Below are 11933 nucleotides of genomic sequence, written 5' to 3' on the forward strand. Positions count from 1 at the left end.
CTATGCCCACCCACCACCCGACTCGGTGAGTTGAAAAGTCACCCATCGGCCCGACTCGGTGATCCGACGAAGCCGTCCACCGGCCCGACTCAGCGCACCGCCCAAACCACCCACCAGCCCGACTCAGCGCACCGCCGAAACCGCCCACCAGCCCGACTCGGTGAACCGCCGAAACCGCCACCGGCCCAACTCGGTGGACCAACAAAGTCGCCCATCAGCCCGACTCAGCGCACCGCCCAAGCCACCCACCAGCCCAACTCAGCGCACCGCCCAAGCCACCCACCAGCCCGACTCGACGGACGGACCAAACCGCCCACCCGACTCAGCAAGTCGAAAAGTCCCCGTCCTACTGGTCAGAAGAGAACCGCACCGCCCCCGCCGGAATCCGCGCGTCGCACCACACGCGCATACCGTCCCGGAGTTCGTTGTCGGCGCCGATGATCGCGCCGTCGCCGATGACCGTGCCGGTGAGGACGGAGCGTTCGCCGACGCGGGCTCGGGTGCCGATGAGGGAGTCGGTGATGACGGCGCCGGGTTCGATGACGGCGCCGGGGAGGATCGTAGAGCCGAAGACGCGCGCGCCCTCCGCGACGAACGCGCCCTCGCCCACCACCGTGCCGCCCGTCAGCTTGGCGTCGGGGGCGACGCGGGCCGTGGGGAGGACGAGGCGGTCGCCGCAGCGGCCGGGGACCGCGGGGGACGGGGCGCGGCCCAGGACCAGGTCGGCGGAGCCCCGGACGAAGGCCGCGGGAGTGCCCAGGTCCAGCCAGTAGGTGGAGTCGACCAGGCCCTGGAGGTGGGCGCCCGCGGCGAGGAGGTCCGGGAAGGTCTCCCGCTCCACCGAGACCGGGCGGCCCGCCGGGATCGTGTCGATGACCGAGCGGCGGAAGACGTAGGCCCCCGCGTTGATCTGGTCGGTGACGATCTCCTCGGGAGTCTGGGGCTTCTCCAAGAAGGCCAGGACGCGGCCCGTGTCGTCGGTCGGGACCAGGCCGTAGGCGCGCGGGTCCGTCACCTTCGTGAGGTGGAGGGAGACGTCCGCTCCGGTCGCCTCGTGGGTGTCCACCAGCGCCCGGATGTTCAGGCCGGTCAGGATGTCGCCGTTGAAGATCAGGACCGGGTCGTCGGGGGCCGAGTGCAGGCGCGAGGCCACGTTGCGGATGGCGCCGCCCGTGCCGAGGGGCTCGTCCTCCGTGACGTACTCGATGTGGAGGCCGAGGGCCGAACCGTCACCGAAGTGCGGTTCGAACACCTCCGCCAGATAGGAAGTGGCCAGGACGATGTGTTCCACGCCCGCCGCTCTCGCCCGCGCCAGCTGATGCGTGAGGAACGGCACCCCCGCCGCCCTGACCATCGGCTTCGGGGTGTGCACCGTGAGGGGGCGCAGCCGGGTGCCCTTGCCGCCGACCAGGAGGATCGCTTCTGTCACCTGTCGTCTCTGCTTCCTGCCGGGACCGGCCGAACTGTCCGTTTCGGCCGGCCAGTCTATGCAGAACCCCGGTTCCCCTCCCGGTCCGCTCCCTCAGCGGCCCTGGAACCGGGCCGACGTGGAACGGGCCGAGCCGAGCTTGCCGTAGAGCTGCCGTCCTGGGCACTCCGTGGCGAAACCGTCCCGATGGCCGGAGATCGCGTTGAGTCGTACGTTCTTTCCTTTTCGGTAGAGATTGCCACCACCGGACTTCAGGTATGTCTTGCCGCGCGGATTGACTCCGTAGAGCCCGAGCTTCCACGCGGAGAGACGGGCGATGGCCGTCACTGCCGCCGAGGACGGTTTGGCGGTGCCGAAGGTTCCGAGGACGGCGATCCCCATGCTGTTCGTGTTGAAACCGAGGGTGTGCGCGCCCAGGACCGGCTTCGCCACTCCCCCGGCGCGGCCCTCGTAGATGTTTCCGCACTTGTCGACGAGGAAGTTGTAGCCGATGTCGCGCCAGCCACTGCTCTTGACGTGGTAGCGGTAGATACCACGAATGACCGAAGGGGCTTGCGAGCAGCTGTAGTTGTTGCCGGAGGCGGTGTGGTGCACGAAGACCGCCTTGACCTTCTTCGTGTACACGAACCCCTTCTCCCGCAGCTTCTCGTCGGCGCCCCAGCCGCGCCGGGTGATGATGCGCGGGCGCGGCCCGATGTACGGCTGGGACCGGCCGTACATCGCGACCGCCTCCCGCTCGGTGGCCGCCCGGCTCAGCGCCGGGAGCTCGGTGGCGGCGAGGGGCAGCGCGGTGGCGCGGCGGGCGGTCGCGCGGACGACCGCGGGCGGGGGTTCGGCGCCCGGGTCCACGAGTTCCAGGTGCAGGCCGGTGGGGAGCGCGGACGCCTGGGGTTCTACGGCCCGTGTCGCGCCCCGGTCCGCTCTGACACGTACGTCCACCGCGTCCGAGTCCCCCACCCACAGCGGGGCCGTGGAGCCGTGGACGTGGCCCGAGTCGCGTTCGGCGGTGCCGGGGTCGGCGCCGTGGTCCTCGTTGTGGGTGTCGACGTCCTGCCAGCCGGACCACTCACCGGTGCCGGTGGCCCGGGTGCGGACCTGGACCCGGCCGCGCAGTTCGGTGTCGGGGTCGGTCCAGGTGACGCCGACGAGGGAGAAGCGGTGGACGTCGTCCCGGGTCAGGCCCTGTTCGGGGGCCGCGCCCAGGGTGCGGTCGCGGGTGGTGGGGGTGAGGGGCAGCGACTGGGTGCTGCCGGGGAGGTCCGGTTCGGCGGCCGTCGGCGCGGATCTCGCGCCGCTCGTCTGCTGCGCCGCCGCCCGGGCCGGCGCCTCGGTCGGCGCGGCGGCTGCGGGCAGGGTGAGCGGGAGGGCCAGTGCGGCGGCGCAGGTGACGCCGATCGAGGAAGCAAGAAATCCACGCATGCCCCTGATACTGAACATTGTCATACATATCTGTCTATTTGGGATTTGACGGACCGTCGGCTGCGGTTCGTCCGAACCGGTGGTCCCGCACTGCGGGTACGGTCGCGTGCCCGCGTACGCTTTCGCGGGTGAACGCCACCGATCGCACCCCTGCCGACCTGCTGCGTTCCGCGCTCGCCGCGGATCCCGGCCGCCCCCTGGTGACCTTCTACGACGACGCCACGGGGGAACGTGTCGAATTGTCCGTGGCCACCTTCGCCAATTGGGTGGCCAAGACCGCGAATCTCCTTCAGGGGGATCTTGGCGCCGGGCCCGGTGACCGGGTCGTGTTGCTGCTGCCGGCGCACTGGCAGACGGCGGTGTGGTTGCTGGCGTGTTCGTCGGTGGGCGTGGTCGCGGACGTGGGTGGGGATCCTGCTGCTGCCGACGTGGTGGTCAGTGGGCCCGACTCGTTGGACGCGGCTCGGGCTTGTCGTGGGGAGCGGGTCGCTCTTGCGCTACGGCCTCTTGGGGGGCGGTTTCCGCAGACTCCCGCCGGGTTCGCCGACTATGCCGTCGAGGTGCCGAGTCAGGGGGATCGGTTCGTCGCGTTCTCGGCGGTGGATGCGGAGGAGCCTGCCCTTGTCGTGGGTGGGGTGGAGTTGACGGGCGCGGAGGTTGTCGAGCGGGCTCGGGGCGAGGGGGAGGCGGGGGCTCGGGTGTTGTCGGGGCTGTCGTACGACACGTGGGAGGGGTTGAGTGCGGGGTTGTATGCGCCGCTTGCCTCTGGGGGGTCTGTGGTGTTGTGCAGGAATCTCGATCAGCTGAGTGAGGAGTCCTTGGCGAAGCGGGTTGAGAGTGAGCGGGTGACTGTTACGCGCCTCTGAAGGGGGTGGTGCGGGTTGTTCGGCGGGTGCGGGCGCGTTGGGGCTGGTCGCGCAGTTCCCCGCGCCCCTTGGGTACATCCAGTCACCCGAATGGACCCCTACCGTCCGCCTCCCCCACCCCATTCACGCCATGGTCGTAGAAGCAGAACCACGCACTCCCACGACGGCCATGAGGGGTGGAACCGCACGTGTTCGACGACACCGCAGGAGGGGTTCTCGGGCCGGGTGCGGGGGTTTCCGCGTCCGGGGCGGGGCTGATACGGCGGCGGCGTCGGCGGTGGGTGCGTGGGGTGGGGGTCGGGGTCGGGGTGGTCGTGCTCGGGGCCGTGGGGGCCGGGTGGGCCGTCTACGCGAAGCTCGACGGGAACATCACGCCGGACAACGCCGCCGCGGCCGAGCTCGCCCGGTACGAGAAGGAGCGGCCGACCGCCCTTGTGAAGGGGGCGCAGAACATTCTGCTCATCGGGTCCGACTCGCGGTCCGGGGACGGGAACGCCGAGTACGGGCGGGACTCGGGGACCGAGCGGTCGGACACGACGATCCTGTTGCATCTGGCGGCCGACCGGCGCAGTGCCACCGCGGTGTCGTTGCCCAGGGATCTGATGGTGGACGTGCCGGGGTGCCTGCGGCCGGACGGGACGCGGACCGAGCCGATGTTCGCGATGTTCAACTACGCGTTCCAGGTGGGGGGTTCGGGGTGCACGATCCGGACCGTGGAGAAGCTGACCGACGTGCGGATCGACCATCACATGGTGGTGGACTTCCACGGGTTCAAGGACATGGTCGATGCCGTTGACGGGGTGGAGGTCTGTCTCAAGGCTCCTATACGTGACAAGGCCGCCAAGTTGAGGCTGCCCGCGGGCAAGGTCACGCTCGACGGGGAGCAGGCGCTCGGGTATGTGCGGGCGCGGAAGTCGCTGGGCAACGGCAGTGACACCGACCGTATGGACCGTCAGCAGCGGTTCCTGGGCGCGCTCGTCAACAAGGTGCAGAGCGACGATGTGCTGTTCAATCCGGCGAAGTTGTATCCGGTGCTGGACGCGGCCACCTCGTCCCTGACGACCGATCCGGATCTCGCGAGTCTGCGCGGGCTGTACGAACTGGTGCGCGGCGTACGGGACATCCCCACCGAACATGTGCAATTCCTGACCGTTCCACGGGAGTCGTACATCTACAACGCGAATCGCGACCAACTCGTGGAGCCCGAGGCCGAAAAGCTGTTCGCCAGGATTCGTACGGACGCGGCGGTCGCGGTGGCCGGGGAAGTTCCAGAGGTTCCGCGGGATTCCGGTGCAAACACCCTTATTCCGGCGGCCGGTTCGGGGGCCACGCCCGCGCCGACGTTTCGCGGGAACACCGCCGCCGAGGACGGCTGCGGGTAAAGCGCGCACCAAGTCGACGAACTTCTGTTCCGAAAAATAGGGCGGATTGACCGCTTGTAGGGACGTGGAATTTGTCACCGCCGTCACTTGACGCTCAACTGGCCGGATAGTGTGAGCGATCCGGTGTGCTTGCGCACCGGATGAACGAGACCCGAGCGCCTGAAGGGGGAAGGCGCCGCGTGGCCCCGACGGAGGATTCGGTAAACCGTGGACGCGCAAGGCCGTGGGCGGGCGGACAACATCGACCCCGCAGACCAGTGGGTACTCAATCCGAACACTGGCGAATACGAACTGCGACTGACTCCTTCCACACCGCAGTCAGCGGTGCCGGGGCCCCGTAGAGCCACTGCGCAGAACCGCAGTGTGGCGGCGCCGGAGCGGGAGGCGGTCCCGAGGACCCCCGGGCGTGAGGTGCCGGCGCCGCGCAGACGGCGGGGCGCGCCCGAGGAGCCACCCGCCCGGCGCGGTCGCCGACCGGTGAAGAAGAAGGCCAAGGGCAAGAAGATCCTGATGTGGACCGGCGGCGGTCTGGCCTTCGTGCTGGTCGCCGTCTCCGCGGCCGCGTACCTCTACATCCAGCACCTCAACGACAACATCACGACCGCCTCGGACGACGGCGCGAGCACCGGTGGCTTCAGCAAGGGCAAGGCCATCAACCTGCTGGTGATCGGTACCGACAAACGCACGGGCGCGGGCAACGAGGGCTACGGCGACGCCGGCAGCGTCGGCCACGCGGACACCACGATCCTGCTGCACGTGTCCAAGGACCGCTCGAACGCGACCGCGCTCAGCATCCCCCGCGACCTGATCACCGACGTCCCGGACTGTCCTACGACCCAGTCGGACGGCACGTCGAAGGTCATCCCGGGCTCGACGGGCGTCCGCTTCAACACCAGCCTCGGCCAGAGCGGTCGTACACCCAGCTGCACCGTGCGCACGGTCACCGAGCTGACCGGGATCCAGCCCGACGACTTCATGGTGGCCGACTTCAACGCCGTGAAGACGCTGACGGACGCGGTCGGCGGGGTCGAGGTCTGTCTCGCGAAGAACATCGACGACTCGGACTCGCATCTGAAGCTGTCCAAGGGCACGCACAATCTCACGGGCGAGCAGGCGCTGGCCTTCGTGCGGACCCGGCACTCGGTGGGCTTCGGCGGCGACCTGAGCCGGATCACGCTGCAGCAGCAGTTCCTCAGCGCGCTGATGCGGAAGCTGAAGTCCAACTCCACGCTCACCAGCCCCTCGAAGATGCTGAAGCTGGCCGAGGCCGGCACCAAGGCACTGACCGTCGACGACAACCTCAACACCATCGGCAAGCTGAAGGACCTCGGTCTCGAGCTGGGCAAGCTCAACCCGAAGAACCTCACCTTCACCACCGTGCCGGTCGTCGACAACCCGGCGGAGAAGACCCCGGTCACGGTCGTCCTCAACAACACGACCGCCCCGCAGGTGTTCTCCCTGATCAAGAGCGACACCTCCTTCACCGCGGTCAAGCAGAAGGCCGCGCAGGAGAAGGCCGCCGTGGCCGCCCGGCTCAAGGGCACCAAGTCCGCCGCCTCCGCGGTGCGGGTGCGGATCCTCAACGGAGGGGCCGTCGCCGGCAGCGCACAGGAAACTCTTACGTGGCTGCAGAATGATGAGGGCGTGCTCAAGTCCGAGAACGCGGGCAACGCTCCGGCCGCCCTCGCGAAGACGACTCTTGAGTACGCACCCGACCAGGCGGACCAGGCTCGACGGCTCGCCGCCATCATGGGCCTCTCGGGGTCCGCGATGAAGCCGGGCAAGAGTGTGCAGAACTCCCAGGGACTCCCGGCGATGACGCTGACCCTGGGCAAGGACTTCAAGGGAGCCGGCGTCCCGCTCACCTCGACCGCGGGGTCGACGCCGGAGGGGGTCCAGAAGTCCACGGCGGACAAGGTTGAGTGCGCCAAGTAAGTGACCACACGGGTCCGTTCCGCGTCTAACAGGGCGCGGGGCGGACCCGTGCGTCAGGGGCGCGGCGTGGGAGGGGTGGGGACTTGACTCAGAGCAGCGTGCGTGGGGAGGGGCCGGCGGTTGAGGACACGATGTCGCTCACGCCGGCGGACGGGAAGAGACCGGCGGACGGCGGCGGGGGCAGACGCAAGGGCGGCAGACGCCGGGCGCTGCGCTGGTCGGCGATCGTTCTCGCGGTGGTCATACTCGGGACGGCCGGCGCCGGATACCTCTACTACCAGCACCTCAACGACAACATCAACAAAGATCCCCTGAACCTCGGGGACGAGAAGGACCGGGCCGCCGCGTCCAAGGCCAACGCGGCCGGGCAGACCCCGCTGAACATCCTGCTGATCGGTTCGGACGCGCGGGACTCCGCGGAGAACCAGAAGCTCGGCGGCGCGAAGGACACCTTCGGGACACCGGCCCGCGCCGACGTCCAGATGCTGCTGCACGTCTCCGCCGACCGCTCGAACATGTCGGTCGTGAGCATGCCGCGCGACACCTTGGTGGACATCCCCAAGTGCACGGACCCGGACACCAGGAAGACGTACGCGGCCGAGACGAACGTCATCACGAACGACTCGCTGGGCCGCGGCGGCCCCGGCTGCACGGTGGCGACCTGGGAGAAGCTGACCGACATCCACATCGACCACTTCATGATGGTCGACTTCTCGGGTGTGGTGTCGATGGCGGACGCGATCGGCGGGGTGCCGGTCTGCGTGGACGCCAACATCTACTCGCACACCTCCTCCGGCAAGGGCTCGGGCCTGAAGCTGAAGAAGGGCACCACGTCCGTGAAGGGCAAGCAGGCCCTGCAGTGGCTGCGGACGCGCTACGGCTTCGAGGACGACACCGACATCGCCCGCACCAAGGCGCAGCACCAGTACATGAACTCGATGGTCCGCCAGCTCCGCGAGAACGCCACGCTGAGCAACCCGACCAAGCTGCGCAGCCTCGCCGAGACGGCCACGAAGGCGATCACGGTCGACAACGATCTCGGGACGGTCGCCAAGCTCTACGACCTGAGCAAGGAACTGAAGAAGGTTCCGACCAAGCGGATCACCATGACGACGATGCCGTGGGAGTACTCGGGCAGCAGCGGCCGGGTGGTGCCCAAACCGACGGACGCGGAGCAGGTGTTCCGGCTGGTCCGCGAGGACATCGCGCTGGACGGCAAGGACAAGAAGAAGACGACCACCGCGGTGAAGGCGTCCACCGATCCGGCCGCCGCCGACGACCGGATCGCCGTACAGGTGGAGAACGGCACCCGCACCAGCACGACGGGCGCGGTACGGGGACGGGCGACCGCGGTGGCCCAGCTCCTTGTCGGCAAGGGCTTCAAGGAGGCGGTGGCGGACTCGTCGGTGGTCCTCAGCGAGGCCACGACGGTCGTCCGCTACCCGAGCGCCGATCTGGAGGGCGACGCCCAGCGGGTCGCCAAGGCCCTCGGCATCCCGACCGGCGCGGTGAAGAAGTCGACGAGCGTCTCCGGGGTCACCCTGGTCGTCGGCGCGGACTGGAGCACCGGCACCAAGTACAAGGCCCCGGCCGCGGACGACACGACCCCGACGTCGGCCGACGCCCTCAACGGCTCGGACACCACGGCCTGTATGCACGTCGACCCGAACTACGTCTGGTAGCGGTCCGGGCCGTCGTTCCTTGTGGCGGTGCTCAGCTGTTGGACGGGCTGAGCACCGCGGGGCGCCGGGACGCGATCACCCTGCGCGCAAGGGACTTGGGGCTGGCGAGGAAGCCGTAGCCCCAGGACATGTGCATGGTGGCGAGGGCGACCGGGATCTGCAGGCGGGCCTTGAGCGAGAGGCCCTTGCCCGCCGGGAGGGAGCCCAGCGCGATCGCCGCGAGGTAGCCGCCCGGGATCAGGAAGCCCCAGGGCGTCAGGGCCGCGCCGACCACGATGCCGGCCGCGATCGCGCACACGGCGGTCGGCGGGGCGAGGTAGCGGAGGTTGATGGAGCCCTCGTGGTAGCGGGCGACGACGTGCCGCCAGCGGCCGTAGTCCTTGTACTGCTTGGCCAGTGCCTTCACCGACGGGCGGGGGCGGTACGACACCTTCAGCTCCGGCGAGAACCAGATCAGGCCGCCGGCCTCGCGGATGCGGAAGTTCAGCTCCCAGTCCTGGGCGCGGATGAACTCCTCGTTGTAGCCGCCCTGTTGTTCCAGCGCCTCGCGGCGGAACACCCCGAGGTAGACCGTCTCGGCGGAGCCCGCTTCCCCTCCCGTGTGGAAGGCCGCGTTGCCCACGCCGATCTTCGAGGTCATCGCGGCGGCGACCGCGTCCTCCCAGGCGTTCTCGCCCTCGGCGTGCATGATGCCGCCGACGTTCTGCGCGCCGGTCTCCTCCAGGAGGCGTACGGCGGTGGCGATGTAGTTCGGCGAGAGCATGCCGTGGCCGTCGACGCGGACGACGATCGGATGGCGGGAGGCCTTGATCGCGGCGTTGAGGGCGGCGGGCGTGCGGCCGGCCGGGTTCGGGACGGTGTGGACGCGATCGTCTTCGGCCACGAGCCGGGCCGCGATCTCGTCCGTGCGGTCCTTCGAGGGACCGAGGGCGAGCACGACCTCCATCTCGCCGGCGTACTCCTGCGCGAGGATCGCTTGGACGGCTCCGCGCAGATGCCGCTCCTCGTCGAGGACGGGCATGATCACAGAAACGGCGGGGAGCCGCACGTCGGGCTTGGCGTTCATAGGGGGCTCACGTTACCGCGAACGGGGGACACGGACGCGCCCCGCCCGGGCGGCTGCGGCGGTATCAGATCGTATGGGCCTACGGTGCTCAAGATCCCACGTACGGCCCTCGCGGAGGTGTCCCCCATGCCCACGCCGCCCCGCCGCTCCCCCGCCGCCCGTCCCCCGCAGCGCCGCCCACGGCCCCCCGTACGGCCGAAGAAGCCGCGCTGGGCCATGCGGGCGGCGACGACGCTGTCCGTGGTGGTGCTCGCGTCCGCCGGGATCGGGCACGCGGTGATCAGCAGCCTCGACGCGGACATCGCCCGCGTCGACCCCTTCAAGGACATGAAGAACCGGCCGCGCGCGGGCCACGGCATGAACGTCCTGCTGGTCGGCACCGACGGCCGCGACAGGATCACCGAGGACGAGCGGCACAAGTACCACCTCGGCGGCGCCCCCTGCCACTGCACCGACACGATCATGATCGTGCACATCTCGGAGGACCGGGAGCGGGCCAGCGTGGTCAGCCTGCCGCGCGACTCCTACGCCGAGGTACCGGGGATCGCGGGCCGTCCCGCGCACCCCATCAAGCTCAACGCGGCGTACGCGGAGGGCGGCCCCAACCTCACCGTGCAGACCGTCGAGAGCATGACCCATGTGAAGATCGACCACTACATGGAGGTCGACTTCACCAGCTTCATGAAGACGGTCGACGTCCTGGGCGGGGTGAAGATCTGCACCGCCGAACCGCTCAAGGACTCCTACACAGGCCTCGATCTGCCCGCCGGATCGCACACCCTGATGGGCGGTCAGGCCCTCCAGTACGTCCGCTCGCGGCACGTCGACGGCGCCTCCGACCTCGGCCGGATGAAGCGCCAGCAGCGCTTCCTGGCGGCGCTGATCGACCAGGCCACCTCCTCCGGGGTGCTGCTGAACCCGCTGAAGTTCCGCGACGTGACCCAGGCCGTGCTCGGCTCGGTCCGCGCGGACAAGGGCTTCGGCACCGACGAACTCCTCGACCTCGGCCGCGCGATGCGCTCCTTCTCCCCGTCCTCCTCCGAGTTCACCACCGTGCCCATCGGGCAGATGGGATACGTCGTGAAGGGCATCGGTTCCACCCTGAAGTGGGACGAGCCGAAGGCGGCGAAGCTCTTCGCGTCCCTGCGCGACGACAAGCCGCTGACCGTGCACCGGGCGCCGCGCGCCAGTGCCGTGAAGGTGGACGTGGCCCCGCAGCAGATCCAGGTCCAGGTGGAGAACGGGACGGCGACCGCCGGCCTCGGCAAGCGCGTCGACGCGGCACTGGCGGCGACCGGCTTCCGTACGACGCACCAGCCGGTGAGCGCCGCCGACCACGCCGTACGACGGACGGTGATCGCCTACGACCCCCGCTGGGACCGGTCCGCGAAGTCCCTCGCGGCGGCGCTGCCCGGGAGCGAGCTGCGGGCGGTGAACGGGCAGGGGCCGCTGCTGAAGGTGATCGCCGGGAGCGACTTCAAGCAGGTCACCCGGGTGCGGGCGGCGGATGTGCAGCAGGGCGAGTTCGGGGTGGTGACCGGGGACGAGGTGGGGTGTTCGTAGTGAAGTGGGGTGTTTTGTAACAGCGCCGGCGGGCGGGCCTCAGTCGTCGAGGCCCTCCGCCGCCCGCTTCTCGCGCAGCTCCATGATCGCGCGGCGGCGGGACAGCCGGTGGGTGCGGCGGATCTGGGCCTCCTGGCAGCGGCGCTCGTCGCGCTCGGTCTCCGGGATGACGGGCGGCACCGCGCGGGGCTTGCCGTCGGCGTCGACGGCCGCGAACACCAGATATGCCGAGCCGACCTGGGTGGCCGGGGTCGACTCGTTCCACCGCTCGGCCAGGACCCGCACACCGACCTCCATCGAGGTCCGGCCGGTCCAGTTGACCTGCGCCTTCACATGGACGAGGTCACCGACGCGGACCGGTTCCAGGAACGCCATCTCGTCCATCGACGCGGTCACGGCCGGTCCGCCGCTGTGCCGCCCGGCGACCGCGCCCGCCGCGTCGTCGACCAGCTTCATGATCACGCCGCCGTGCACGGTCCCCAGCAGGTTCGTGTCGGCGTTCGTCATGATGTGGCTGAGGGTGGTCCGGGAGGCGGACGTCGGCTTGCCCGGCAGATCTGTCATGGACGCCACCCTATGCCGGGGTGGACA

Annotated in this window: 9 protein-coding genes; 5 read left to right on the plus strand and 4 right to left on the minus strand. The window is 69.6% G+C overall.

The window, feature by feature from the left end; genetic code table 11:
* Positions 1-346 precede the first annotated feature (346 nt).
* Both manB and SSP08S_RS34485 read right to left on the minus strand, forming a co-directional pair.
* Complete coding sequence (gene manB / locus SSP08S_RS34480) at positions 347-1429, minus strand: mannose-1-phosphate guanylyltransferase (RefSeq protein ID WP_019072222.1); 1083 nt, start codon at positions 1427-1429, stop codon at positions 347-349.
* 93 nt (positions 1430-1522) lie between these two features.
* Positions 1523-2848, minus strand: a complete 1326-nt coding sequence (locus SSP08S_RS34485) for a peptidoglycan recognition protein family protein (protein WP_102133481.1) — start codon at positions 2846-2848, stop codon at positions 1523-1525.
* A 128-nt stretch (positions 2849-2976) separates the two neighbouring features.
* On the opposite strand from SSP08S_RS34485, the gene SSP08S_RS34490 reads away from it, so the two are divergent.
* The 4 genes from SSP08S_RS34490 to SSP08S_RS34505 all read left to right on the plus strand — a co-directional run bounded on the left by SSP08S_RS34490 (position 2977) and on the right by SSP08S_RS34505 (position 8713).
* Positions 2977-3714 (plus strand): TIGR03089 family protein, encoded by a 738-nt coding sequence (locus tag SSP08S_RS34490; protein WP_019072224.1) that lies wholly within the window; start codon positions 2977-2979, stop codon positions 3712-3714.
* A gap of 188 nt (positions 3715-3902) precedes the next feature.
* The gene (locus tag SSP08S_RS34495) at positions 3903-5096 is read left to right on the plus strand and encodes an LCP family protein (protein WP_026179081.1); all 1194 of its coding nucleotides are present in this window, start codon (positions 3903-3905) and stop codon (positions 5094-5096) included.
* 207 nt (positions 5097-5303) lie between these two features.
* Positions 5304-7031 (plus strand): LCP family protein, encoded by a 1728-nt coding sequence (locus SSP08S_RS34500; protein WP_026179082.1) that lies wholly within the window; start codon positions 5304-5306, stop codon positions 7029-7031.
* Positions 7032-7162: 131 nt separating this feature from the next.
* Positions 7163-8713 (plus strand): LCP family protein, encoded by a 1551-nt coding sequence (locus SSP08S_RS34505; protein WP_019072227.1) that lies wholly within the window; start codon positions 7163-7165, stop codon positions 8711-8713.
* 31 nt (positions 8714-8744) lie between these two features.
* Here SSP08S_RS34505 and SSP08S_RS34510 read toward each other — a convergent pair whose 3' ends face one another.
* A complete protein-coding gene (locus tag SSP08S_RS34510; protein ID WP_019072228.1) occupies positions 8745-9779 on the minus strand; it encodes a glycosyltransferase family 2 protein in 1035 nt (344 codons plus the stop codon).
* A 126-nt stretch (positions 9780-9905) separates the two neighbouring features.
* On the opposite strand from SSP08S_RS34510, the gene SSP08S_RS34515 reads away from it, so the two are divergent.
* Complete coding sequence (locus tag SSP08S_RS34515) at positions 9906-11342, plus strand: LCP family protein (RefSeq protein WP_078532604.1); 1437 nt, start codon at positions 9906-9908, stop codon at positions 11340-11342.
* Between the two features lie 39 nt (positions 11343-11381).
* On the opposite strand, the gene SSP08S_RS34520 is transcribed toward SSP08S_RS34515, so the two are convergent.
* A complete protein-coding gene (locus SSP08S_RS34520; RefSeq protein ID WP_019072230.1) occupies positions 11382-11906 on the minus strand; it encodes an acyl-CoA thioesterase in 525 nt (174 codons plus the stop codon).
* Between the last annotated feature and the right edge of the window lie 27 nt (positions 11907-11933).

The sequence above is a fragment of the Streptomyces hokutonensis genome (assembly GCF_000376565.1).
Lineage (GTDB): Bacteria > Actinomycetota > Actinomycetes > Streptomycetales > Streptomycetaceae > Streptomyces > Streptomyces hokutonensis.

Bases quoted from the DNA above. Each gene is read 5' to 3' on its own strand.
- SSP08S_RS34505 (WP_019072227.1), top strand. From the start codon at position 7,163: ATGTCGCTCACGCCGGCGGACGGGAAGAGACCGGCGGACGGCGGCGGG.
- SSP08S_RS34515 (WP_078532604.1), top strand. From the start codon at position 9,906: ATGCCCACGCCGCCCCGCCGCTCCCCCGCCGCCCGTCCCCCGCAGCGC.
- SSP08S_RS34510 (WP_019072228.1), bottom strand. From the start codon at position 9,779: ATGAACGCCAAGCCCGACGTGCGGCTCCCCGCCGTTTCTGTGATCATG.
- SSP08S_RS34520 (WP_019072230.1), bottom strand. From the start codon at position 11,906: ATGACAGATCTGCCGGGCAAGCCGACGTCCGCCTCCCGGACCACCCTC.
- SSP08S_RS34485 (WP_102133481.1), bottom strand. From the start codon at position 2,848: ATGCGTGGATTTCTTGCTTCCTCGATCGGCGTCACCTGCGCCGCCGCA.